Source organism: Salinicola sp. V024 (assembly GCF_052645315.1).
Window position 1 is genome coordinate 115,061 of the sequence record NZ_JBQXYB010000007.1, and the last position, 24,296, is coordinate 139,356.

The 24,296-nt window shown below is 61.4% G+C and carries 21 protein-coding genes; 14 read left to right on the plus strand and 7 right to left on the minus strand.

Annotation, left to right across the window (positions count from 1 at the left end):
- Positions 1-44 precede the first annotated feature (44 nt).
- Positions 45-701 (plus strand): 16S rRNA (guanine(966)-N(2))-methyltransferase RsmD, encoded by a 657-nt coding sequence (gene rsmD, locus ACUN9V_RS12140; RefSeq protein WP_445511569.1) that lies wholly within the window; start codon positions 45-47, stop codon positions 699-701.
- 141 nt (positions 702-842) lie between these two features.
- Positions 843-1,049 carry a cell division protein ZapB gene (locus ACUN9V_RS12145; protein ID WP_445511570.1) on the plus strand — a complete coding sequence of 69 codons (207 nt, stop codon included), beginning with the start codon at positions 843-845 and terminating at the stop codon, positions 1,047-1,049.
- A 53-nt stretch (positions 1,050-1,102) separates the two neighbouring features.
- On the opposite strand, the gene ACUN9V_RS12150 is transcribed toward ACUN9V_RS12145, so the two are convergent.
- The 7 genes from ACUN9V_RS12150 to prfB form a co-directional block, all read right to left on the minus strand.
- Entirely contained in the window at positions 1,103-1,660 is a 558-nt protein-coding gene (locus ACUN9V_RS12150; protein ID WP_445511571.1) for a GNAT family N-acetyltransferase, read from the minus strand.
- A 151-nt stretch (positions 1,661-1,811) separates the two neighbouring features.
- Positions 1,812-2,705, minus strand: a complete 894-nt coding sequence (locus tag ACUN9V_RS12155) for a hypothetical protein (RefSeq protein ID WP_445511572.1) — start codon at positions 2,703-2,705, stop codon at positions 1,812-1,814.
- Positions 2,705-3,016: a BolA family protein gene (locus ACUN9V_RS12160; protein ID WP_445511573.1), complete on the minus strand. Its 312-nt coding sequence runs from the start codon at positions 3,014-3,016 to the stop codon at positions 2,705-2,707. The genes ACUN9V_RS12155 and ACUN9V_RS12160 overlap by 1 nt, the downstream gene beginning before the upstream one ends.
- Before the next feature lie 95 nt (positions 3,017-3,111).
- Positions 3,112-4,512 (minus strand): MFS transporter, encoded by a 1,401-nt coding sequence (locus tag ACUN9V_RS12165; protein ID WP_445511574.1) that lies wholly within the window; start codon positions 4,510-4,512, stop codon positions 3,112-3,114.
- A gap of 43 nt (positions 4,513-4,555) precedes the next feature.
- Positions 4,556-4,945: a hypothetical protein gene (locus ACUN9V_RS12170; RefSeq protein ID WP_439304883.1), complete on the minus strand. Its 390-nt coding sequence runs from the start codon at positions 4,943-4,945 to the stop codon at positions 4,556-4,558.
- Positions 4,946-5,151: 206 nt separating this feature from the next.
- On the minus strand, positions 5,152-6,699 hold the full coding sequence (gene lysS, locus ACUN9V_RS12175; RefSeq protein ID WP_445511575.1) for a lysine--tRNA ligase: 1,548 nt from the start codon (positions 6,697-6,699) through the stop codon (positions 5,152-5,154).
- Between the two features lie 74 nt (positions 6,700-6,773).
- Positions 6,774-7,872 (minus strand): peptide chain release factor 2 gene (gene prfB / locus ACUN9V_RS12180; protein WP_445511576.1). Its coding sequence is split into 2 segments (ribosomal slippage): positions 6,774-7,796 and positions 7,798-7,872, totalling 1,098 coding nucleotides; the frame shifts between segments, so codons are not numbered across the junction.
- Positions 7,873-8,087: 215 nt separating this feature from the next.
- Between prfB and ACUN9V_RS12185 the strand changes: the two genes are divergently transcribed.
- The 12 genes from ACUN9V_RS12185 (at position 8,088) to ACUN9V_RS12240 (ending at position 24,205) form a co-directional block, all read left to right on the plus strand.
- Positions 8,088-9,665, plus strand: coding sequence for a peptide ABC transporter substrate-binding protein (locus tag ACUN9V_RS12185; protein ID WP_445511577.1), 1,578 nt, complete (start codon positions 8,088-8,090; stop codon positions 9,663-9,665).
- Positions 9,666-9,928: 263 nt separating this feature from the next.
- On the plus strand, positions 9,929-11,527 hold the full coding sequence (locus tag ACUN9V_RS12190) for a peptide ABC transporter substrate-binding protein (RefSeq protein ID WP_445511578.1): 1,599 nt from the start codon (positions 9,929-9,931) through the stop codon (positions 11,525-11,527).
- 30 nt (positions 11,528-11,557) lie between these two features.
- Positions 11,558-12,481, plus strand: coding sequence for an NlpC/P60 family protein (locus ACUN9V_RS12195; RefSeq protein ID WP_445511579.1), 924 nt, complete (start codon positions 11,558-11,560; stop codon positions 12,479-12,481).
- Between the two features lie 198 nt (positions 12,482-12,679).
- Positions 12,680-14,287, plus strand: a complete 1,608-nt coding sequence (locus ACUN9V_RS12200) for a peptide ABC transporter substrate-binding protein (RefSeq protein ID WP_445511580.1) — start codon at positions 12,680-12,682, stop codon at positions 14,285-14,287.
- A 101-nt stretch (positions 14,288-14,388) separates the two neighbouring features.
- Entirely contained in the window at positions 14,389-15,999 is a 1,611-nt protein-coding gene (locus ACUN9V_RS12205) for a peptide ABC transporter substrate-binding protein (protein ID WP_445511581.1), read from the plus strand.
- Between the two features lie 71 nt (positions 16,000-16,070).
- On the plus strand, positions 16,071-16,997 hold the full coding sequence (oppB, locus tag ACUN9V_RS12210) for an oligopeptide ABC transporter permease OppB (RefSeq protein ID WP_445511582.1): 927 nt from the start codon (positions 16,071-16,073) through the stop codon (positions 16,995-16,997).
- A 92-nt stretch (positions 16,998-17,089) separates the two neighbouring features.
- A complete protein-coding gene (locus ACUN9V_RS12215; RefSeq protein WP_445511583.1) occupies positions 17,090-18,064 on the plus strand; it encodes an ABC transporter permease in 975 nt (324 codons plus the stop codon).
- 10 nt (positions 18,065-18,074) lie between these two features.
- A complete protein-coding gene (locus ACUN9V_RS12220; RefSeq protein ID WP_445511584.1) occupies positions 18,075-19,679 on the plus strand; it encodes an ABC transporter ATP-binding protein in 1,605 nt (534 codons plus the stop codon).
- 39 nt (positions 19,680-19,718) lie between these two features.
- The gene (gene pepF / locus ACUN9V_RS12225; RefSeq protein ID WP_445511585.1) at positions 19,719-21,605 is read left to right on the plus strand and encodes an oligoendopeptidase F; all 1,887 of its coding nucleotides are present in this window, start codon (positions 19,719-19,721) and stop codon (positions 21,603-21,605) included.
- 559 nt (positions 21,606-22,164) lie between these two features.
- Positions 22,165-22,989 carry an energy transducer TonB gene (locus tag ACUN9V_RS12230; protein WP_445511586.1) on the plus strand — a complete coding sequence of 275 codons (825 nt, stop codon included), beginning with the start codon at positions 22,165-22,167 and terminating at the stop codon, positions 22,987-22,989.
- Positions 22,990-23,027: 38 nt separating this feature from the next.
- Complete coding sequence (locus tag ACUN9V_RS12235) at positions 23,028-23,750, plus strand: MotA/TolQ/ExbB proton channel family protein (RefSeq protein ID WP_445511587.1); 723 nt, start codon at positions 23,028-23,030, stop codon at positions 23,748-23,750.
- 53 nt (positions 23,751-23,803) lie between these two features.
- Positions 23,804-24,205 carry an ExbD/TolR family protein gene (locus ACUN9V_RS12240; protein ID WP_445511588.1) on the plus strand — a complete coding sequence of 134 codons (402 nt, stop codon included), beginning with the start codon at positions 23,804-23,806 and terminating at the stop codon, positions 24,203-24,205.
- Positions 24,206-24,296: the final 91 nt, after the last annotated feature.

Consider the following 24,296-nt stretch of genomic DNA (forward strand, 5'->3'; position numbering starts at 1 on the left):
GTCATCCTATCACCGCGAGGGTTGCGGGGGTACAATTGCGCGCCATGAATCGACGTCGCCCACGCAAGGCTGTCAACAGCGCCCGAAACCGCGCCCCAGGCAGCGCCCGTTCTGGCCATAACGGTCCCGCGTCACCGCATCGGGGGGCCGGTCAGCTGCGTCTGATCGGCGGCGAATTCCGTCGTCGCACACTGGCGATTGCCCAGAGCCCCGGCTTGCGTCCAACGCCGGACCGGGTGCGCGAAACCCTGTTCAACTGGCTGGCGTTCGATGTCGGCGCCAAGCAGGTGCTGGATCTCTATGCCGGCACCGGCGCGCTGGGACTGGAAGCGCTGTCGCGCGGCGCGCATGCGGCCACGTTCGTCGAATCGACTGCCGTCGTCGTCGACGTCCTCGAGGCGAATATCGAACTGCTGGGTGCCAACGGCCGGGTTCATCGAAACGATGTGCAGCGATTTCTCGACGGTACGCCCACCGCGTTCGATCTGGTCTTCCTCGACCCGCCCTTCCGCCTGGGGCTTGCGGCTCAAACCTGCCAGCGACTCGAAACCGATGGCTGGCTGGCAGCCCGAGCGATGATCTACGTCGAGACGGAACACGAACTGGATTGGCAGCCGCCGGATTGCTGGCAGCTTCATCGGGAAATCGTCGCCGGAGAGAGCCATGGGCGGCTGTTTCGGCGCGATCAAAGCGCGGGTTGACGTCGCCAGTTCGAGACGCTTGTCGTGGGCTTCGGCGCCACGTAGGCTGGCGCCCATCAGGTCAACAGTGGTTTTTCATCAGGTTGTTTTCCATTAGATTGTTTTCCATTAGACAGTCATGAGCTTTCAAGGAGCGTGCCAATGAACGGGGAAATCTTCGCCAAGCTGGAGCAGAAGATTCAGGATGCCGTCGACAGTATCGAGATGCTGAAGATGGAAAACGAAGAGCTCAAGGCGGAAAACGCGCGCTTCCAGCAGGAGCGTGAGGAGTGGGAACAGCGCCTCGGCGGCCTGCTCGACAAGCTGCAGTCGCTGGATACTCAGACGAGCGACAGCAACAACAGCTGAGTTGAATCCAGGGTGGCCGTCTTCGAGCCACCCTGTCGGCACGCCGGCCGCGCTCACGAGCCTCGGTTCGAATCCCGCTGTCTCACTCCTCCCCCTGGCGGTGTCCGCCCCTGACTCAACTCAACTCCAATCAGCGCCCGCGACATCAGCACTGCATCCTCGCCTCGCCCATCCTCACGCCGATAATAACCCTGACGCTGGCCATCGACGACGAACCCGGCCTGTTCGTAGAGTCGCCTGGCCCCCAGATTCGATTCTCGAAGCTCGAGCAGCAATCTTTCCGCCCCGCGCGCAGTCGCACACTGCGATATCCAGGCCAGCAGGCCTCGTGCCAGGCCATGGCGTCGCTCGCCAGGCAGGACGCAGATCGACTGCAGTTCGGCGTCGAAGGGCAGGTGGGCCAGAACGGCCGTCGCCCGCAGTCCGGCGCCATCGGCCGATCGGATCCCCCAGACTTCGTAATCGCTGTCGGTCAGCGCGGCACGCAACAACGCTTCCGTCCAGGCGTCGTCGTTGGCCAGGCGCTCGAACGTCAGCAGTGCCGGCAGATCGTCCACGCCCAGGCGGACCGGGGCGAGATCGGACGGGAAAGTGTCGGAAAGAGAGATCACGTGGCGTTATCCGGGAAGCGTGGAAACGATCGACATCGGAGAAGGTCGAGATTGGCGGAGGCCGAGGTTGGCAGAGTTCGACACCGTCAGACGTCGGCTTCGCCATGTGTTGAATTCAACAGCCGCCGGACTCGAGAGGTGATGGAGCCGCTCATTCCGACCGAGCAGCGCCCTGCCGCCAGGCAACCGCCAACGATTGCAGCCGTGGCCAGCATTCCCGTTTGGCATCGGCGGAGGCCAGCAGATCGTCGGGATGAGGCAGCGAGTGGCAGGTCCAGCCGGCATTGTCCTTAGCCTCGTACTCGGCGTTTTCCTCGGCTTTGCTGTCGGCGTCGCTCAACAGCGGCGCCCAGATTTCATCGCCAACGACGATGGCACCGTCGATCCTCAGGCCGTGGCGCTGCGCCTGACCGGCGCAAAAAACCTGAATGCCCTCGCGAGCTTCATCGGCCGGGTCGCTGGCCGGCACGTCCATCAACGGCCAGGAGAGGCGGGACAGCGCGGATCCATCGCCGGGAACGCCGACACTTCTCAGCATCTGCGCCAGCAGCGCGTGACCGGCCGCCGACAGCGGTCGGTCACCGGGAAGCATCAGCCACCAGCGATCGCCGAGCACCGAAAGCGACAAGGTGAAGCGAAGTGGATCGGCGAGCACCGGGCGCTTGGCCGGCTCTTCGGCCGAACCCACCGGTGCGGGCGCCGAAGGAGAGGCTGGAAGAGGCGTAGCCGCCGATGGCGAAACGGTCGCAGGCGACACCCCTTCGAGCAGCGCTCTGGCCCGCGCAGGCGGCGTAGCGGCTGGCTCCGGCGGAGCGCCGACCTCGGGCTCCGGAGCGCCGGCCGAGGGCCGATCGCGGGCCACCGGGGATGACGGCGTCTCCAGTAGCGCCTGCAGGCGCTGCCCCGGGGCCGGCTTGTCGGGCGCGGCCGCAACTTCCCACTCGCTCTGCTCGGTGGGCCTGGCATTGACGAACCGGTACCGCGAGGTCCAGGCAGCAATGCCCATCGCCTCGAGGTACTGGAGGCGTCGGGGATCGGCGATCACTACTGGCCGCCCCCACCGCGGCAGTTGGGCGAGTCCGGGCGGACTTCATTCCGCGCGGCCCATTGCTGCGGCGTGTAGAGATGCAGTGCCAGCGCGTGGACGGGGCCGGCAAGCTCGTCGGCCAGCAAGCTGTAGATCAACTGATGGCGCTTGACCGGCATCAGCCCTTCGAACTGGTCGGAAACCAGCGTCACTTTGAAGTGAGTTTCCGAGTCCGGTGGCACATGGTGCATGTGACTCTCGTTCTCGACCGCCACACTGACCGGCTCGAGCGTTTCGAGTTTCTCTTCGATACGTGCCTGAACACTCATGACAGCTCCTCCTGTGCCAACCGGATTATTGTAACGCCTCACCCGCCGCTGGGGCGACGGCCCGAGAAAATGAGATGCCGGCTCGACGGGTGACGTCAGCGCCGATAGCTTTTGGAATAGTTTTTGGCGGCCATCGGCGTGCGATAGAGACTCAACGCCAGGGCGATCACCACCGAGGCACACCCCAGCCATAGCGCCAGCGTCAACGAACCGAACGAGAACCCGAGGATCAGCCCCACCAGCGCCGTTCCCACGGACTGACCGAAGGTGCGCACCGAGGCCAGTACGCCGGAGGCATTGGCGCTGAGCTCCACCGACACGCTGCCGATCATCTCGCGGTTGTTGGGCGCCTGGAACAGCCCGTAGCCCACGCCGCAGAGCGCGGTTCGCCAGATCACGTCGAGGTTGCTCGAATCGGCATCCAGCCCGGTCAGCGCCAGCATGCCGAGCAGAAACAGCCCCAGTCCGGTCGAGCTGATCAGTGCAGGGTTGCCCTTGTCCGCCAGCCGCCCGGCCAACGGCCCGATGACCATGATCACCAGCGGCCACGGCGTGAACAGCACCGCCGACATGATCGGCGAAACCCCCATCACGGTCTGGTAAAGGAACGGCAGCCCGACGAAGGCCACGCCCTGAGCCAGGAATGCAAACATCGACACGACGGCCGCGAACGAGAAGCGCGGCTCGGCGAATAGCGCCAACGGTACCAGCGGCCTGGCGACGTGGCGTTGGCGATAGACGAACCCGATCAGGCAGATCACGCTGAGCGCCAGCGTCATCAGCGCCAGCGTGCCGCCGTTACCATGACCGAGCTGATCCAGCGCAAAGACACTGCCGCTGAGCATGACGATCGACATCAGGGCACCCCAGATATCGATCCGCCCGGCAATGGGTTTCTCTCGTGGCAGCGCACGGACGCCCAATACCAGTGCCAGCAGCCCGATCGGCACATTGATCGCGAAAAGCCACGGCCAGCTCGCTACGTGCAGGATCAACCCGCCCAGCGACGGCCCCGCGGCGATGCCGAACGCCACCGTCAGCGCGCTGAGCCCGATCGCCGACCCCAGCAGTCGCGTGGGAAAGATGATGCGATAGAGCGATGGCCCGATGCTCAGCATTGCCGCAGCGCCGACTGCCTGCAGCCCTCGCATTACCAGCAGGAACTCGAACGAGCGCGCCAGCGCACAGCCCAGCGACGCCACGGTGAAGAATATCAACCCGCCGATATAGAGACGATGACGGCCGATGCGCCGGCTCACCGCGGCAAAGGTCAGCAGCAATGCGGCGGTGATCAACTGATAGACGTTGGCGATCCAGATGGACTCGGAACCGCTGATCGCCAACTCTTTCGCCAGCGTGGGTAGCGCGATGTTGACGATGCCGCTGTCCAGCACCGCCATCTGGGTACCGGTAATCATCGCCAACAGCGCCAGCTTGCGTTCACGCCCCGGCAGACCGTCGTCGCCGGGACGCTCCTCGAACAGTCGCTTCAACATGTGGTGAAAAAGCGGCCGACGCCGCCATCGTAGAGCACCCGAGTCATCGGTCTTCGTCGTTCTCCATCAATAGCTCATCGTCTACTTCGGACGTTTCCAGCTCGACCTCGTCGTCGAGATCGACCGCCAGGTAGCTGTGCTCGAGGGTCAGAAACTCCTCGAACAGCGCCCAGTTGAGGCTCTCCGGCCACTGGCGCTGATCCTCTTCCCACGCCCGCAGTTCGGACTCGAGAATGTCGCTGTAACGCTCTTCGACATAGGCGAGCAGCGCTTCCGGCGTATCCATTTCGGGAATCAGATAAACCGTGTTTTCGCCGGCGATGTCATCGAGGGTCAGGTCGTCTTCACCGAGAGTCGGCTCCAACGAGTTGACCCAGTCGACGAACGCCTGGGTCGGCTTGACGCTCAGCGCGGAACGGTTGAGCAGCTTCATCGGTGTCACCTCTTTTTGGGAACCGCTCGGAGTCGGCGGAAATCGAACCGCAGCCATTATGGGCGCTAGCCGCGCTCGTGACCAACAACTCTTGCCCGGCTTCGCCGCGAGCCGCGAGCCGCGAGCCGCGAGCCGCGAGCCGCGACTGCAAGTCTCACCAGAAACACAAAGCTCGTAGCTCGTAGCTCGTAGCTCGTAGCTCCGTATTATTCCGGGCGCATCGCCGGGAACAGCAGCACATCCCGAATGGACGGGCTATCCGTCAGCAGCATCACCAGACGGTCGATGCCGATGCCCTCGCCGGCAGCCGGCGGCATGCCGTATTCCAGCGCGCGAACATAATCCGCATCGTAATACATCGCTTCCAGATCACCGGCGTCCTTCTCTGCCACCTGGGCGGCAAAGCGCTCGGCCTGGTCCTCGGCATCGTTGAGCTCGGAGAAACCGTTGGCGATCTCGCGCCCGCCGACGAAGAATTCGAAACGGTCGGTGACATGCGGATTGGTATCGTTGCGCCTCGCCAGCGGGCTGACCTCGGCCGGATATTCGGTGATGAAGGTCGGCTGGTCGAGCCGGTGCTCGGCAACTTCCTCGAAGATTTCGGTCTGCAGCTTGCCCAGACCCCAGCTCGGCTTGATCTGAATGCCGAGGCGCTGACAGGTTGCCGTCGCCCCGTCGATCGTATCGATCTCCGCCTCGCCGATGCCCTGCTCGGCACCGTATTCGAGAATCGACTGACGCAGGGTCAGGCGGCGAAACGACTGTCCCAGATCGTACTCGGTACCCTGGTAGGTGACGGTGGTCGTGCCCAGCACCTGCTCGGCCGCATCGCGGACCATCGCCTCGGTCAGATCGAGCAGATCGCGGTAATCGGCGTAGGCCCAGTAGAACTCGAGCATGGTGAATTCGGGATTATGCCGCGTCGACAGACCCTCGTTACGGAAGTTGCGGTTGATCTCGAACACCCGCTCGAAACCGCCCACGACCAGGCGCTTGAGATAGAGCTCAGGCGCGATGCGCAGATACATGTCGATATCCAGCGCATTGTGATGGGTCGTGAACGGCCGCGCCGTGGCCCCGCCGGGAATCGGCTGCAGCATCGGCGTTTCGACTTCCATGAAGCCGCGTTCGACCATGAAGCGCCGGATCGCGGCGATGACGCCGGAGCGTACCTCGAACACGCGCCGCGACTGCGGGTTCATGATCAGATCGACGTAGCGCTGGCGATAGCGCGCCTCGAGATCGGTCAGGCCGTGGAACTTGTCCGGCAGCGGACGCAGGCTCTTGGTCAGCAGCTTGGCCTCGACCAGCATGACGTAGAGATCGCCCTTGCCGGATTTGTGGACCGGGCCGCGACCGGCGACGATATCGCCGATGTCCCAACTCTGAATGTCTTCCAGCAGCTCGGCGGGCAGGCCCTTCTTGTCGACGTAGAACTGGACCTGACCGGAGACGTCCTGGATCACCACGAACGGACCGCGCTTGCGCATGATGCGCCCGGCCACGGCCGCCTGACGATCGAGAGACTCGAGCTCGGGCTTGTCCTTGTCGCCCAGCTCCGCCTGCAGATCCGCTGCCAGACTGTCGCGCCGAAAGTCGTTGGGGAACGCGCTGCCGCCCTGCTCGGCGGCCTGCTCGCGGCGCGCCGCCAGCTTGGCACGGCGCTCCGAAATCAGCCGATTCTCTTCCTGAGCCGCCGCCTGAGCGTCAGGTTGTGCACCGGAAGGAGATTGCGGATTGTCTTGGTTCGCCATGTCGTCGCCTGTCGAAAATTCGAATTAACGCTGAAAAGAAAGATGCCGCGCCTAGTCGGGCGCAGACACGCGCGTCAGAGCCCCTGTTTAAGGCTGGCTTCTATGAACTGATCCAGATCCCCGTCGAGCACCTTGTCGCAATTGCTGCTCTGCACGCCGGTCCGCAGATCCTTGATCCGCTGATCGTCGAGCACGTAGGAGCGAATCTGACTGCCCCAGCCGATATCGGCCTTGCTGTCCTCGGCCTGCTGCTTGGCCTCGTTGCGCTTCTGCATCTCGTGCTCCCACAGCCTCGCCTTCAACTGCTTCATGGCGAAGTCGCGGTTGGCATGCTGGCTGCGCTGACTCTGACACGCCACCACGATACCCGTGGGCTCGTGGGTGATACGCACGGCCGAATCGGTGGTGTTGACGTGCTGACCGCCGGCGCCGGAGGAGCGATAGGTATCGGTGCGCAGATCGGCCGGATTGATCTCGACCTCGAACTTGTCGTCGACTTCGGGGGAGAGAAACACCGAGGCAAACGAGGTGTGGCGACGACCACCGGAGTCGAACGGGCTCTTGCGCACCAGGCGATGAACGCCGGTTTCCGTTCTGAGCCAGCCGAAGGCGTACTCGCCCTGAACGTGGATGGTGGCGGACTTGATACCGGCCACTTCGCCCGCCGACACTTCGGTCAGCTCGGCCTTGAAACCGTGATGCTCGGCCCAGCGTAGGTACATGCGCAGCAGCATGTTGGCCCAGTCCTGGGCTTCGGTGCCGCCGGAGCCGGCCTGGATATCGAGATAGGCGTTGTTCTCGTCCATCTCGCCGGAAAACATGCGCCGGAACTCGAGCTTGTCGAGCTGGCCTTCGAGATACGCAAGCTCCTTGCGAACCTCGTCGATGGTGGCGTCGTCCTCTTCCATCACCGCCAGTTCGAGCAGCTCCTGGTTGTCGGCCAGACCGCTGTCGAGGGTGTCGATGGTCTCGACCACGGCCTCCAGCGACGCCCGCTCCTTGCCCAGTTTCTGGGCGTAGTCGGGATCGTTCCAGACATCCGGATTTTCCAGCTCGCGGGAGACTTCTTCTAGCCGATCTTTCTTCTCGGCATAGTCAAAGATACCCCCTCAGGACGTCTGTCCGTTCGGACAGGTCCTTGATGAGGTTGTTGATCGGGTTGATCTCTTGCATGGGGCTCCTGCCAACGTCGCCGCAGGCGTGGCGAACGGTCCCGGGATACGGAAACGATCGACTCGCCGAAAAAAGGAGGCCTATTGTAGCCAAACCCCGGCATAGCGTCATCCCGCACGGCGCGGCCGGGCGCGATACGCTAAGGTAAAAAAATCATCAGTTGCCGATTCACGATCGTTCGATCACCGACAATCATTCAAAGGGATGACGTTTCCATGTTACCGACTCGACTCGCAGCCGCCATTGGCCTCGCTGCCGGATTGACCGCCCTGCCCCTCCAGGCCGCGACGCTCCAGGTGGGCATCTCCGGCGACCCCGCCTCGCTCAGCCCGGCCAGGATCACCGGCGGTGTGTGGGAAGAAGACGTCCTGCGGGATATCTTCGAGGGCCCGATCGCCATCGACGCCGACGGCCAGATCATTCCCGGCGCCGCCAAGAGCTGGGAGATCTCCGACGACGGCAAGACCTATACTTTCCATCTGCGTGACGGCCTCGAATGGTCCGACGGCGAGCCGTTGACCGCCGACGACTTCGTCTACGCCTACCGCCACCAGGTCGATCCCGAGACGGCTTCCAACTATGCCCATCGCCTCTATCCGGTGGTCAACGCCCAGGCGATCAATTCCGGCAGTAAGCCGCTCGACTCGCTCGGTGTGGAATCCCTGAACGAGGGCAGGACGCTCAAGATCACGCTGAATTCACCTACCGTCTATTTCCTGAAAACGCTGGTGCTACCGTTCGCCTACCCGATCCCCAAACATCTGGTGGACGAATTCGGCGACGACTGGAGCGATCCTTCCCACATCGCGGTCAACGGCGCTTTCAAGCCGGTGAAATGGGTTTCCAACACCGAGCTGGACACGGTCAAGAACGATCGTTTCCACGACGCCGATAACGTCAGCCTCGATGGCGTCGACTATTTCCCGCTGGAGGACAAGAACGCCGGCATTCAGCGTTTCCGCGCCGGCGAACTGGATATCCTGCGTGACTACCCGGCGGCGCAGTATCCGCGGCTGTCGGAAAATCTGCCCGACGCCACCCATCTGTTTCCGTCGCTGGGCACTTATTACTACGTGTTCAACCTGCGCGACGGCTCTCCGGTCGCCGACAAGCGTGTGCGTGAAGCGCTGAGCCTGGCGATACGTCGCGACGTGATCGCCAAGCAGCTGCTGAAAGGCGGTGTCGAGCCGGCGACGACACTGGTGCCGCCGGGCACCAGCGATTACCAGGCCCAGTCTCAGCCAGGGCTCGACGACGATATGGACAGCCGCCTGGCCAAGGCCAGGAAATTGATGCAGGAGGCCGGCTACGGTCCGGACAAACCGCTCGAACTGACGCTGCGATTCAACAGTGGCGACGAGCATCGTCAGATCGCCGTGGCTGTCGCCGCGATGTGGAAGCCCTTGGGGGTCGACGTCGAGCTGCGCAATACCGAAGCCAATGTCCACTACGCCGACCTGATGGAAGGTGATTTTCAGGTCGCCCGCGCCGCCTGGATCTCGAGCTACGACGACCCCCAGAACTTCCTGCAACTGCTGTCGGCGGAAACCAACAACTACGGCGGCTACCAGGACGACGACTACAATCAATTGGTCACCCGGTCGGATGCCGAACAGGACCCGGCCAAGCGTGCCCAGTTGATGCAGCAGGCCGAGGCTCTGGCGCTCGCCGACTATCCGCTGACACCGATCTATACCTACAGCTCGCGCAGTCTGGTCAACCCGGCCATCGAAGGCTGGAACGACAATGCGCTGGACATGCACGCCTCGCGTTGGATCGATCTACCGGAGTGACTAGACCAACGTCTAACTGTTACTGAAATCACAACCAGGGCGGCGCCCCAGCCGCCTTCATGCGGCCCTATGCGTGAAATGAAACGAACCATCGAGCATTTGTATTAGACGCCTCATGAGGTTCGCGCGAAGGTAGCGCATCGATACTCGGGCGCGTCACTTGCCGGTTCAGACATGACTCGCTCGCAGCGATTGGCCTGCAGCGAACGTTTCACAACGGATTTTCCACATTTCCCAGAACAAAAAGTCGGAGTTCTCAACAGATGTCGAAGGCGCAACTTCCCCGCACCCTGTTTCCCCTGAGCGCCCTGGCGCTAGCCACCTCCATGATGGCGTCGCCGGCAATGGCCGAAACGCTCAGCATCGGCGTTCAGGGCGAGCTCGCTTCGTTCGATACCTCCCAGGTTTCCGGCGGCGTGTGGGAATCCCAGGTATTGATGGACGTCTACGAAGGCCTGCTGAAGGAGTCCCCCGACGGCAAGCTGCTGCCAGGCATGGCAACCAAGTGGGAAGTCTCCGACGACGGCAAGACCTATACTTTTCATATGCGTGACGACGCCGAGTGGTCCGATGGCAAGCCGGTCACCGCCGAGGACTTCGTGTTCGGCTGGCAGCATCTGCTGGCGCCCGAGAACGCCTCCAAGTACGCCTACATGCTCTATCCGGTCGTCAATGCCGAGGCAGTCAACACAGGTGACAAACCGCTCGATGCGCTGGGTGTCGAGTCATTGGACGACGGCAAGACGTTCAAGGTTCACTTGAACCACCCCACCCCTTACTTCCTGCAGCTGCTGATCCACTACACCACCTACCCTGCACCCAAACACCTGGTCGACGAGTACGGCAAGGATTGGGTCAAATTCGACCATATCGCCACCAACGGGGCGTTCAAGCCGGTGGACTGGGTCTCGCAGTCGAAGATCAGCGTCGAGAAGAGCTCGACCTACTATGACGCCGACGATGTCTCCCTGGACGGCGTCAACTATTTCACCGTCGAAGACCGCAATTCCGGCATCTCGCGCTTTCGTGCCGGCGAGCTGGATGTACTGACGGACTATCCTTCCAGCCGTTATCAGTGGCTGACCGACAACCTGCCCGATGCGACCCACATGGGCCCGTATCTCGGCTCCTACTACTACGTGCTCAACAGCCGCGAGGGCAGCCCCACCGCCGACAAGCGCGTGCGCGAGGCGCTCAACCTGGCGGTACGCCGCGAGGTGCTCTCCAAACAGATCATGGCCGGCAGCTTCAAGGCTTCCACCGCCATGGTGCCGCCGGGCGTCAGCCACTACGACACCCAGCAGATGGATCTCGGCAGCGACGACATGGACGATCGCATGGCCAAGGCCAAGGAACTGCTGAAGGAAGCCGGCTACGGCCCCGATCATCCGCTCGACCTGCGCCTGCGCTACAACACCAGTGACGAGCACAAGAAGATCGCCATCGCCGTGGCTGCCATGTGGAAACCGCTGGGCGTCAACGTGCAGATGATCAATTCCGAAGCCACCGTCCACTACCAGACCATCCAGCAAGGCGACTTCGATGTTGCCCGCGCCGGCTGGATCGCCGACTACAACGATGCCGAGAACTTCCTCACCCTGCTGCATACCGGTGTCGGCAACAACTATGGGGCCTACTCCAATCCCGAGTACGACAAGCTGATGGACCAGGCGGCCGGGACTCAGGATCTCGATGCCCGCGAGAAGCTGCTAGAAAAGGCCGAGAACGTGGCGCTCGACGACTACGCGTTCATTCCCATGCTGACCTATGTCACCCGCAATCTGGTGAACCCGAAGCTCGAAGGCTGGGAAGACAACGTCAAAGACAACCATCCGTCGCGCTGGGTGCATTTCACGGAGTAATGACGTGAGCCGCCGCCATGGAGCACCGGCATGACCTGCGTAGCCGTCACCGTGGCCGGATTGTGGACCTCCCCCGAAGCGCCGCGGGCCATCGATGCCCCGGTGCTCGGCAACCCGGTCCTCCTCGAGCGCTGGTTGGCGGCACTGGATGACGACACCCGCCTCGCCCTGTGCAAGGAGAAGCGGCTCGCCACCCAAGTGCTGCTGGACACGCCGGTCGAGATCCTCGAGCGGGCGAGCGATAGCCAGGGCGTCGAATGGTGCCGCGTGGTGGTCCCGAGCCAGGTGTCGTCGCTCGACGACCGCGGCTACCCCGGCTGGATGCCTGCACGCCAGCTGAGCGATGCACCCGGCTGCCGGCCTGATCACGACGACAGCGCTTGCGTCATTGCGCCAATCACCTGGTTGAGAGGTTTGCCGTCGGGCGAGTCGCTGAAGTTGAGCTTTCTGACGCGGCTGCGCCTGGCCACGTCTCCCGATGGTGAAGACCCCTCCCGCGTCTGGGTGGAGACGTCGCTCGGCCGGGGTTGGTTGCCACGCGACAGCGTCCATCTGCCGGGCGAGGGTTTCCCGGCGACTGCCGCGACGCTGGAGACGCTGGGGCGGCGCTTCGACGGCCTGCGCTATCTGTGGGCCGGCAACTCGAGCTTCGGCTACGACTGCTCGGGACTGGTTCACAGCCTGTTCGCCGCCGTGGGTATCGCATTGCCGCGCGATGCTCACGATCAGGTCAAGACGGGGCAGCCGGTCGAGCCAGGCGAGCGATGTGCGGGCGACCTGCTGTTTTTCGAGAAGCCCAACGACGAAGGCCGGCTGGTGGTCGATCACGTCGCGCTCTATCTCGGCGAGGATCGCATGCTGCATTCGCCGACCAACAACGCCCGGATCGAATGTCGTCGCCTCGGCGGCAGCGATTATGCAAGACAGTTGTGCGCCGTGCGCCGCTATTTTTGACGGGCGCTGTCTTAGACGGGCGATGTCTTTGAAGGGCGATGTCTTTGAAGGGCGATGTCTTTGAAGGGCTGCGTCTGACGAGAAAATCGGCGGCAGACGCAGGGTAGCGCTAGTATCGAGTCGGGAGCGGTTTCCCAGTACGACCATCGACGACAACAAATCGGCGACAACAAGCGACGACAACGGACGAACTCGATCATGCCCGAATTCCATTACCGCGCCGGACGCCGGCGCCGCCTGTGGCTACCCCTGCTGCTGGGGACGCTCGTATTTGCCAACACCACCCTGGCCGCAACCCTGGAGATCGGCATCCAGGGCGAGCCGGCCTCGCTGGATACCGCGCGGATCGGTGGCACCACCTGGGAAAACGACGTCCTGGGAGATCTCTTCGAGGGCCTGGTCACGCTGGACCCGGGCGGTGACTACATTCCCGGCGCGGCCAGCAGTTGGGACATCAGTGACGACGGGACCGTCTATACCTTCAAGCTGCGCGACGACGCCAACTGGTCGGACGGCGAACCCGTGGTCGCCAAGGACTTCGTGCTCGCTTTCCAGCGCCTGTTCGATCCGGCCAATGGCGCGGTCTACGCCAGCCTGTTCTACCCGATTCGCGGCGCCGAAGCGCACACCAAGGGTGAAAAAGACGCCCCGGCTCTCGGCGTCGAAGCCGTCGACGCCAAGACGCTGAAGATCACGCTCGATCAACCGACGCCCTACTTCCCGACGCTGCTGGCGCATATCGCGGCGTCGCCCGTGCCCTCGCATCTGGTCGAGCAATTCGGCAACGACTGGACCCAGATGGATCATATCGCCACCAATGGCGCCTTTACCCCGACCAGCTGGGTTTCCCACGATCACATCGCCGCGCGCAAGAACCCCGAGTTCCATGCCGCCGATGACGTCGCCCTCGACGGCGTCGACTACTATCCGGTCGAGGATCGCAGCGCCGGACTGCAACGCTTCCGCGCCGGCGGTCTCGACATCGTCCGCGACTTCTCGCCGGATCGTTATCAGTGGCTGCAGCAGAACCTGGCCGACGCCGTGCATCTCGCGCCGCAGCTGGCCAATTACTACTTCGCGCTCAATCAGCGCGACGGCCACCCTACCGCCGACAAGCGCGTGCGTGAGGCACTCAACCTGGCCATCCGGCGCAATGTGATTGCCGATCAGATCATGGGCGGCGTGGTCTCCCCCGCCAGCGGTTTCGTGCCCGACGGCGTCAGCCACTTTGAGGCCCAGGTCATGCCCGGCCTGGATCAGGACATGGACGGCCGTGTCGCCAAGGCCAAAGCCCTGCTCGAGGATGCCGGCTACGACGCCGATCATCCGCTGGAGCTGACCCTGCGCTACTCCACCACCGAAGCCAACAAGCGAATCGCGGTGGCACTGGCCGCGATGTGGCAGCCGCTGGGCGTCGAGACGCAGTTGATCAACGCCGAAGGTGCCGTCCACTACGCCGAGCTCGCCGCCGGCAACTTCGATGTCGGCCGCGGCAGCTGGGTCGCGGACTTCGACGACGCCAGCAACTTCCTCGGCATTCTGCAGAGCGATTCGCCCAAGAACTACGGCGGCTACCAAAGCGATACCTTCGATCAGCTGATGAGTCAGGCCAGCCGCGAAACCGACATGGGTACGCGTCAACGACTGCTCGAGCAGGCCGAGCGCCTGGCGCTCTCCGACTACGCCGTGGCGCCGATCTACGTCGACGTCTCGCGCAATCTGGTCAATCCCAAGCTGGCTGGTTGGGAAGACAACGCGCTCAATCGACATCTTTCTCGGTGGCTTTCGCTGCCGCAGGGCAACTGAGCGCCATCTCGAGCCACGCCGGCAAAGGACGGACTCATGACAACGACAACGACAACGACAACGACAACGAAGACACCGCTGGAGCGAGGGCGGAATCAGGCATGATGAAAACAACAATCAGGCAACTGCTCGTTATCGCGGGCTGCGCGATGATCACTCTGACGCCCCCGCTCGCCGCGGCGGATATCGAAGGCGGCAAGCAGATTCTCAGACGTGCCAACGGGGCCGAGCCTTCGTCGCTGGATCCGCAGCTGATGACCGGGACCTGGGAGTCGGCCATCATCTCGGATCTGTTCGAGGGATTACTCACGCGAGACGCCGCCGGCGGATCGATCCCGGGCGTCGCCAAATCTTGGGACATCTCCGATGACGGGCTGCACTACACCTTTCACCTGCGTGAAGATGCAAAATGGTCGGACGGAACGCCGCTGACCGCCGGTGATTTCGTCTATGCCTGGCGTCGAATCCTCAGCCCGAAACTCGCCGCCCCCTATGCCTACATGCTGTATCCGATTCTCAACGCTCGCGCCTATAACCAGGGCGAAAAGCCGGCCGGCTCGCTGGGCGTCGAGGCCAGCGACGATCACACGCTGAGCGTTACCCTGGCCCGACCCACCGGCTATTTCCTGGAGATGCTGAGCCACGCCTCGACCTATCCAGTCCCGCGCACCGCCATCGAGCAGTACGGCAGCGATTGGACCAAGCCTGGCCACATGGTCTCCAACGGTGCCTTCGAACTGACCGAGTGGATATCCCACGATCACATCGCTGCGGTGAAGAACCCGAATTTTCACGACGCCACCAATGTCGCACTCGACGAGGTCAGGTTTCTGCCCATCGACGACGGCCGCGCCGCCCTCAATCGCTTCCGCGCTGGCGAAGTCGACATGACCAGCAGTGTGCCGACCGACCGTATCGAGTGGGCGCGCGAGAACCTTCCCGATGCGCTCCATGAAACACCAACCCTGGCGACATTCTATTTCGCGTTCAATCAGCGTCCGGGCAGTGTTCTCAACGATCCCCGCATTCGCGAGGCGCTCAACCTTGCCATTCGTCGTGAAATCATCACGACGCAAATCACCAAACTCAATCAGCCGCTCGCCTACAGCCTCGTGCCTACTGCGATCAGTGATTATGACGGCCCCAAGTTCGACTTTGCCCAGCAACCGATGGATGAGCGGCTTGCCAAAGCGAAAGCGCTCATGCAGGACGCCGGATACGGCCCCGATCACCCGCTGCACCTGACCGTGGATTACATCACCAACCAGGACACCAAGCGCCTTCCGGTCGCCATGGCTGCAATGTGGAAACCGCTCGGTGTCGAGGTCACGCTCACCAACAGCGATGCCGCCGTCTACTATTCGAAATTGCGCCAGGGTGACTTCCAGATCGGCATGGCGCCGTGGAACGCCGACTACAACGACGCCAGCAACTTTCTGGATCTGTTCCGCACCGGCGTGCCCAACAACCACTCCGGCTATAGCAACGCCGACTACGATGCCATGATGGCGCGCGCTTCGAACGAGTTGGATCTCGACGAACGCGCTCGGCTCATGGCCAAGGCCGAACGTATCCTGCTGGACGACTACGCTTTACTGCCGCTCTATTTTTATATTCGACCGGCGCTGGTTTCCCCTTCGCTCTCCGGCTGGGAGGAAAGCCCGATGGACGACCATCTGAGCCGCTGGATGCACTTCAAAGATCCTGAATGATGAATCTGAACACCTATGCCGACTAGGGACTTACTCATGACCGCAGCCAAGCCGAGAAGAGACCGCAATACATGCTGATCTACACCCTCAAGCGCCTGCTGCAGGCGATTCCCACGCTGCTAATCGTGATCACGATCTCGTTTTTCCTGATGCGGGTGGCGCCGGGCGGGCCGTTCGACGGCGAGCGCCAGCTGCCGCCGGAGATCGAAGCCAACCTGATGGCGGCGTATCACCTCGACGAGCCGCTGCCGATGCAGTATCTGCGCTACATGGGCAACCTGCTGCAGGGCGATTTCGGGCCGTCGTTCAAGTACAAGGATTTCTCGGTCACCGAGCTGATCATGCAGGGGTTCCCGGTCAGTCTGGAAATCGGGGGGCTCGCGATTCTACTCGCGCTGCTTGTCGGGCTGCCGCTGGGCATTGCGGCGGCGATCAAGCGCAACTCGACCGTGGATTACGTGGTCATGGGGACGGCGCTGACCGGTATCGCGGTGCCCAACTTCGTGCTCGCACCGATCTTCGCGCTGGTGTTCGGCGTGCTGCTGGGCTGGCTACCGGCGGGCGGCTGGAACGGCGGTGCCCTGCCCAATCTGGTGCTGCCGGTGGTGGCGCTGTCGATTCAGCAGATCGCCTATATCGCGCGGATGATGCGCGCCAGCATGATCGAGGTGCTGGGCAGCCACTTCATCCGCACCGCCCGGGCCAAGGGCCTCAACGAGGGCGAGGTGCTCTGGCGCCATGCGATTCGTCCCGCCCTGTTGCCGGTGATGTCCTATCTCGGACCAGCCATCGCCGGGATCATCACCGGTTCGGTGGTGATCGAGCAGATCTTCGGCATCCCCGGTATCGGCCGCTACTTCGTTCAGGGCGCACTCAACCGCGACTACACCCTGGTGATGGGCACCGTGGTCTTCTATGGCGTGCTGATCGTGTTGATGAACCTGATCGTCGATCTGCTCTACTCCGCGCTCGATCCGCAAATTCGCTATGACGACTGATTCATTACGACGCCTGATCCATGACAACGAATCGACCATGACAAATACCGATCCACAGCTTCATTCACGTGTACAAACCGGGGAGGCCGCTGATGACCAGTGACACCAAGCCCTACAGCGGCGAACAGGCCCACGGTGCGCCGCTGCCCGCCGGCGGCCCCAACCCGCCCCGCTCTCCGGAGCCGGAAGCCGACGTCGCCCCGGTGGGCGCTGCCCCTATTGGTGAAAGCCTGGCCAAGGATGCCTGGCGGCGGCTCTCCCAGAACCGCGCTGCCATGGTCAGCCTGGGCCTGCTGATCGCCATCATCGTGGTGTGTATCGTCGGTCCGTGGCTGCTGCCGTGGGGGCTCGCCGAGGTCGACTGGAATGCTTTCGGCACGGGCCCGACGCTGGAAAACGCCCACTATCTGGGCACCGACGCCAACGGCCGCGATCTGCTCACCCGCGTGCTCTACGGCGGACGCGTCTCGCTCTCGGTGGCGCTGGTCGCGTCGTTCGTCAGTCTGATGATCGGCGTGCTCTACGGCGCCATCTCGGGCTACCTGGGCGGCCGCGTCGACAACTACATGATGCGTTTCGTCGACATCATGTACTCGCTGCCGTTCATGTTCCTGGTGATCCTGCTGATGGTGGTGTTCGGGCGCAACATCTTCCTGATCTACGCCGCCATCGGCGCAGTGGAGTGGCTCGACATGGCACGCATCGTGCGCGGCCAGACGTTGGCACTGAAGCGGCGGGAATTCATCGAGGCCGCCCACGCGCTGGGCGTACGCGACACCAAGATCGTCACCCGCCATCTGATTCCCAACGCCATCGGCCCGGTGATCATCTACGTCACCCTAACCGTACCCAAGGTGATCCTGCTCGAGAGCTTCCTGTCGTTCCTGGGACTCGGCGTGCAGGAACCGCTGACCAGCTGGGGCGTGCTGATCTCCGAAGGCGTCGACATGATGGAAAGTGCGCCATGGATGCTGCTGGTACCGTCGATCTTCCTCGCGCTCACGCTGTTCTGTCTCAACTTCCTGGGCGATGGGCTGCGAGATGCCCTCGACCCCCGCACGCGCTGAGGACATATCGATGACTCAATCACTGCTCGAAATCGACAAGCTCAGCGTGACCTTTCAGTTGCCCAATGGCCCGGTAACGGCGGTCAAGGACGTGAGCTTCTCCATCGCCGAAGGCGAGACGCTGGCGCTGGTGGGCGAATCCGGGTCCGGCAAGTCGGTGACCTCGACCGCCGCCATGCGCCTGCTACCGGAGCTCGCCGAGACAACCGGCGCGATCCGCTTCAACGGCGAAAACCTGCTCGAGATAACGCCCAAGCGCATGCGCCGGATTCGCGGCAACGACATCTCGATGATCTTCCAGGAGCCGATGACCTCGCTCAATCCGCTGCATCGCATCGGCCGCCAGATCGGTGAAGTGCTGATCCGGCACAAGCAGCTCAAGGGCAAGGCCAACCGCCAGCGCGTACTCGAGCTGTTGAATCAGGTCGGCATCCCCGAGCCGGAACGACGCATCGACAGCTACCCCTACGAGCTTTCCGGCGGTCAGCGCCAACGCGTGATGATCGCCATGGCGCTGGCCGGCGAGCCCAAGCTGTTGATCGCCGACGAGCCGACCACGGCGCTGGACGTCACCGTGCAGGCGCAGATTCTCGAACTGCTCAAGTCGCTGCAGGCCAAATACGGCATGGCGATTCTGTTCATCACCCATGACTTGAGCATCGTTCGGCACTTCGCCGATCACGTCGCGGTGATGCGCTACGGCGAAGTGGTCGAAAGCGGCCGTACGCTCGATGTCTTCGACAACCCCCAGCACGACTACACGCGCATGCTGCTGGATGCGATTCCGCGCGGGCGCAAGGAACCGGCACCCGCGAATTCGCCGGTACTGCTGAGCGGGCGAGACGTCAAGGTACGCTTCGCGCTCAAGAAGCGTCTGTTCGGCAAGAACGAGTATTTCGAGGCGGTACGTGGCATCGACCTGTCGATTCGTCGCGGCGAGACGCTGGGTATCGTCGGCGAGTCCGGTTCCGGTAAGTCGACGCTCGGCCGCGCCCTGCTGCGGCTGCTGAAATCCGAAGGTGAAATCCGCTTCGAAGAGGCCGACATCTCCGGGCTCGACAAATCCGGGATGCGACCGCTGCGCTCGCGCCTGCAGGTGGTGTTCCAGGACCCCTTCGGCTCACTCTCCCCGCGCATGACGGTGGGCGACATCATCAGCGAAGGGCTCAAAGTTCACCACCCCGAGCTGAACCGCCGTCAGCGCGAGGCCGAGGTCATCGCCGCACTCGAGGAGGTCGCGCTGGATCCGTCGATGCGTAATCGCTACCCGCACGAATTCTCCGGCGGTCAGCGTCAGCGCATCGCCATTGCCCGCGCGCTGATCCTCAAGCCCGAGCTACTGCTGCTCGACGAACCGACCTCGGCACTGGATCGCTCGGTGCAGGTGCGCGTCATCGATCTGCTGCGGGATCTGCAGAAGAAGCACGGCCTGACCTATCTGTTCATCAGCCACGATCTGTCGGTCGTTCGCGCGCTCTCCGATGACGTGCTGGTGATGAAGGAAGGTCGCGTCATCGAACAGGGCTCGACAGAGATGATCTTTAGTCAGCCCAAAGAGGCCTATACCCAGGCACTGCTCAAGGCGGCGTTTCTGGACGATGAAGTGGCCGCCTGACATCTCGACGCCCCATAACAACCGACTCGGGAAAAATCTGTGATTTTCAACAACAAGAAATGCACATCACTGACCCTCGGCATTTTGCTGGCGAGCACTTCGTTCACGCTACCAGTCAGCGCACTGGCACAGCCCGAGCCACCGTCAGCAAAGAATGGCCGCTGGAATCTAGCCGATCTCTATCCGTCACTAGCCGACTGGCAGCAGGCATTGAAAGATGTCAGCACGCAAATCGACGGGCTCGACGCCTACCAGGATACGCTGACCCAGAGCCCGGAAGCGTTGGCCACGGCACTGGACGCCATTCGCGCGGTCGAGAAGGCCACCAATCGTGTCCAGGTCTACTCGTCGCTCCAGGCTGACGAAGATCTCAGAAATGGCGAGGCGCAATCGCGACAGGGGCGTGCGCAGCAGATAATGGCCAATTTCCAGTCAGCGATCGGCTATCTGCGCCCCGCGCTGATCCAGATGGATCGCGACACGCTATCGAACTGGCTTTCGAACGCGAAGCTCGAGGATCACCATCGTTTTCTCGAGAACGTGATCCGTGAGGCGCCACATACGCTATCAAAGCAGACCGAATCTGCCTTGGCCGCACTAGGCCCGGTGATGAGTCACGAAACGCCCTACTCGCTCCTCACCAATTCCGACATCGAGTGGCCGACGCTGGTCATCGACGGCGAGAGCGTTCGACTCGATGCAGCCGGTTACAGCCACTGGCGAGAATCCAAGGATCGCGACGTGCGCCAACGGGTCTTCGACGCCTATTGGCCCGCCTGGCAACAGTACACGTCGACTCTCGGTTCGCTGCTCAATGCCCAGGTTCAGCAGCATGTTACCGAGGCAAAACTACGCCACTACGACAGCGCGCTGGCGGCCTCTCTTTCCGGAAACGACATACCAACGGCGGTCTATCAGCAACTGATCGATTCGACCAATGCTCACCTGGATACCCTGCATCGTTATCTCAAACTGCGTCAGCGCATTCTTGGTGTCGATCAGCTGCACTATTACGATATCTATCCGCCACTGGTGGAACTCGATCGAACCTTCGATCTCGATGGCGCCCGACAGATGACGCGAGAAGCGACACAACCACTGGGGCCGCACTACGCCAAGCTGCTCGAGCGTGCCACCGGTTCGGCCTGGACCAGTGCTTACCCTAGCCAGGGCAAGCGCTCCGGCGCCTACATGAACGGCTCGGCCTATGACGTTCACCCCTACGTGCTGATGAACTTCAACGGCAGCTACGGCGATGTCTCGACCTATGCCCACGAATGGGGCCACGGCATTCACAGCATGCTGACCAAGGAAAATCAGCCCTATCCGACGTCGGACTATTCGATCTTCACTGCCGAGGTGGCGTCGACGACCAACGAACAGTTATTGGTCGATCGCATGATCCGGCAGGCAAAGACGCCGCAGGAAAAGCTGTTCTACATCGGCCAGGCGCTGGAGGCCATTCGCGGTACCTACTTCCGTCAGGCGCAGTTTGCCGAATTCGAACTCGCCATTCACCAGGCTGCCGAGAGCGGCGAGCAGCTATCCGGCGATCGCCTGACTCAGATGTACGGCAAGATTCTGCGCCAGTATTACGGTGTTGCCCAGGGAGTCACCGATATCGATAAGGCCGACTATGCGGAGTGGGCTTACATACCGCATTTCTATTACGATTTCTACGTCTATCAATACGCGACGTCGATAACCGCAGCCCAGGTATTCGCTCATGGGCTGGTGCAGGACCCTGACGTTTGGCGAGACCGATATCTCAACGTCCTTTCTCAGGGTGGGGCAGAGAGCGGCTATCAGTTATTGAAAGACGCTGGCGTCGATCTCGCCACACCGGAACCCTACGATCAATTGATCCACGATATGGATCAACTTCTCGATGATGCAGAAATGATCCTGAATAAAACCTCGACCTGAACCCTAAAACTCGATCGACTCAACGCCTCCCCCAAGGGAGGCGTTTTCGTTCACGACTTAATAAAGCGGATCGATTCTATAGAAATCTTCATTCAAAAAGTCGATGAGGTCATTGAATAACCGCATGTATTTTTGCAGGGCAAAAATGAATAAATCGCACAAATAAAGTGCAAAAAAATCGTCGACTTTAGCAAGCTTACCCAAAAATAACTTCCTGCCACTGGACTGAAATAAACTCGACACCCACCCTCATTTTCGATACTAGCCTCTCATTTTTTACAACTTATTTTCTCACTACAATCTCGCTGAGTTTGAAGCTTTCCCATTTCCAGAGAGAGAGAAAATAGCGTTAACAAACAAAACACTATATTCATATAGATCTTTAGCCACTGGATTTGTATAAAATATCCAAATATTTGCTGGAAGCAGCCTATCCAGCTTATGAAAAACCACGCAATCTCGGCAAGAGTTGGCACATTAATTGCTCGTAATAGTGACAAGGGAAACGGCTCTTCATGAGTAGCCGCAAGCAAGCTGTCACCAGAATAACTGAGACAATATGATCGCGATCGAAACCGCGCCGCCCCTCCAGGGATCTGTACAGAAAAACAATCGTTCGATATCCCGACCGGAGATATGGGTTCTGGTGGCGATATCAGTATTGGTTCATGGCTTGATATGGTGGTCTCTGAATCGCCAACCCATGGTCGCCGCCGAAGTACTGTCTAATCAGGCGTCTCAAGCCTCGGAAGTTACGGTGATGCTGACCAGCGCACCCCCGCCACCACCACCACCACCACCACCGGTAGAACCGCCGCCTCCCCCGCCCCCCGTGCAGGAAGCGCCGGTCGTGGATGACGTCGCCGTCACACCCGCTGAAGAAAAGGTGGCGCCGGAACCAGAGCCCGAACCCAAGCCCAAACCGGAGCCCAAGCCCGAGCCGAAACCACAGCCCAAACCGCAGCCCAAGCCCGAGCCGAAGCCCAAACCGCAGCCGAAGCCCGAGCCGAAGCCAACACCGCAGAAATCGACTCCGACGCCGCAGCAGACCCAGCCTTCAAAGCCGGCGCCTAGTCAAAGCACGGCATCGAGCAACAAGGTCACACCAGCGGTTTCCGGTATGCAGAGTCTGGGAAATCCGCCACCACGCTATCCCTCGTTGGCACTGCGCCGTGGCTATGAAGGCAATGTACAGCTACAGATCTTGGTGATGCCGGACGGGACAGCAGGCCAGGTCAAGGTGACGCAGTCCAGCGGACACCGCGAACTGGACGAAGCGGCTATAGAGACCGTACGCAGCTGGACGTTCAAGCCGGCGAGACGTGGCGACACCCCCATCAAGGGCTGGGCACTGCAGACCATCGCCTTCCAGCTTCCGAATTAACGAAAAACAATGACGTAACTTTAAGCAAGGAAAACACCATGATGGAATCCAACAGCATTACCGCGATGATCGTACCCGGCGTGCTCTGGACGCTGATCGTCTTCTCTATCGCGACCTGGTCCATTCTGCTGATAAAGGGTCTTCAATTTGCGCGAAATCGTGTCGAAAATAAACGTTTCCAGAAAGTATTCTGGGAAGCAAAAAGCATGGAAGAAGGGGAGTCAATTAGCGAAAAACGCCCAGGCACCATGGCTTCGATTGCCCGTGCGGGGTTCGCTGTCGTCACGGGTCGAGACATCGCACTCAAGAATCAGGATCTGGCTCAAAAAATCAACCGTTCTGACCGCCTGGAGCGTAGCCTGAGACAACAGATTCAACGTGAACGGCGCTCCATGGAGGGCGGCTTGGCGATTCTGGCCAGTATCGGCAGTACTTCTCCTTTCATCGGCCTTTTCGGTACGGTATGGGGCATCATGGAAGCCCTCATCACCATCGGTGAAACCGGTGAAGCGGGCCTGGATACCGTGGCAGGTCCTATCGGTCATGCGCTGATAGCGACCGGCGTCGGTATCGCAGCGGCCGTTCCCGCCGTGCTGATCTACAACTATTTCACCCGCCGACTCAAACTCACCGTATCACTCATGGACGACTTCGCTCACGACTTCTACAGCTTGGCACAGCAGCATGCCTTCCAGAGTCAAAGCCAGATTCCGAGACCAGTAGCGTCGGAAGTCCCCTCGCCGTCGCCGGCAATGGGGTGATTACGGTATATCGAGACATGGCTTTTGCCCTGCATATGAAGAGGTAATGAGAAATGGCTTTTTCCAGTCACGATGATGATGAAGTCCTAAGCGAAATGAACGTTACACCCCTAGTCGACGTAATGCTGGTACTGCTAGTGGTGTTTATCGTCACTGCACCACTGATGACCAACGCCGTACACGTCAACCTGCCCAAGACGGGGGCCGTAGCACCGCCTGAAACCAAAGAACCCATGGTCGTCAGTGTCGATGCCGACGGGGCTTATTTCATCGGCAAGGAAGAGTACAGCTTCGAGGATCTGGAGCAAGCCTTGGGCCAGGCGCACGACGACAACCCGGATCAAGCCGTGCAGCTACAGGCGGATGAAGGGGTGGAATATGGAACGGTAGCGAAAGCCATGGCGGCGTTGGAGCGGTCGGGAATTCAAAAAGTGGCCGTTCTAACCCAGCAATGATAATGGCTCAATCGCTTGGAAATAGCCGCTTCGCGATACATGGAAATAGTGACTATCGCGTTCCAATTCACTGATAAGGGAGAACACGTAC

Excerpts from the sequence above, each read along its gene's own strand:
- rsmD (WP_445511569.1), top strand. The coding sequence starts at position 45 with ATGAATCGACGTCGCCCACGCAAGGCTGTCAACAGCGCCCGAAACCGC.
- ACUN9V_RS12145 (WP_445511570.1), top strand. The coding sequence starts at position 843 with ATGAACGGGGAAATCTTCGCCAAGCTGGAGCAGAAGATTCAGGATGCC.
- ACUN9V_RS12160 (WP_445511573.1), bottom strand. The coding sequence starts at position 3,016 with ATGAGTGTTCAGGCACGTATCGAAGAGAAACTCGAAACGCTCGAGCCG.
- ACUN9V_RS12165 (WP_445511574.1), bottom strand. The coding sequence starts at position 4,512 with ATGTTGAAGCGACTGTTCGAGGAGCGTCCCGGCGACGACGGTCTGCCG.
- ACUN9V_RS12170 (WP_439304883.1), bottom strand. The coding sequence starts at position 4,945 with ATGAAGCTGCTCAACCGTTCCGCGCTGAGCGTCAAGCCGACCCAGGCG.
- lysS (WP_445511575.1), bottom strand. The coding sequence starts at position 6,699 with ATGGCGAACCAAGACAATCCGCAATCTCCTTCCGGTGCACAACCTGAC.
- ACUN9V_RS12185 (WP_445511577.1), top strand. The coding sequence starts at position 8,088 with ATGTTACCGACTCGACTCGCAGCCGCCATTGGCCTCGCTGCCGGATTG.
- ACUN9V_RS12190 (WP_445511578.1), top strand. The coding sequence starts at position 9,929 with ATGTCGAAGGCGCAACTTCCCCGCACCCTGTTTCCCCTGAGCGCCCTG.
- ACUN9V_RS12195 (WP_445511579.1), top strand. The coding sequence starts at position 11,558 with ATGACCTGCGTAGCCGTCACCGTGGCCGGATTGTGGACCTCCCCCGAA.
- ACUN9V_RS12200 (WP_445511580.1), top strand. The coding sequence starts at position 12,680 with ATGCCCGAATTCCATTACCGCGCCGGACGCCGGCGCCGCCTGTGGCTA.
- ACUN9V_RS12205 (WP_445511581.1), top strand. The coding sequence starts at position 14,389 with ATGATGAAAACAACAATCAGGCAACTGCTCGTTATCGCGGGCTGCGCG.
- oppB (WP_445511582.1), top strand. The coding sequence starts at position 16,071 with ATGCTGATCTACACCCTCAAGCGCCTGCTGCAGGCGATTCCCACGCTG.
- ACUN9V_RS12215 (WP_445511583.1), top strand. The coding sequence starts at position 17,090 with ATGACCAGTGACACCAAGCCCTACAGCGGCGAACAGGCCCACGGTGCG.
- ACUN9V_RS12220 (WP_445511584.1), top strand. The coding sequence starts at position 18,075 with ATGACTCAATCACTGCTCGAAATCGACAAGCTCAGCGTGACCTTTCAG.
- ACUN9V_RS12230 (WP_445511586.1), top strand. The coding sequence starts at position 22,165 with ATGATCGCGATCGAAACCGCGCCGCCCCTCCAGGGATCTGTACAGAAA.
- ACUN9V_RS12235 (WP_445511587.1), top strand. The coding sequence starts at position 23,028 with ATGATGGAATCCAACAGCATTACCGCGATGATCGTACCCGGCGTGCTC.
- ACUN9V_RS12240 (WP_445511588.1), top strand. The coding sequence starts at position 23,804 with ATGGCTTTTTCCAGTCACGATGATGATGAAGTCCTAAGCGAAATGAAC.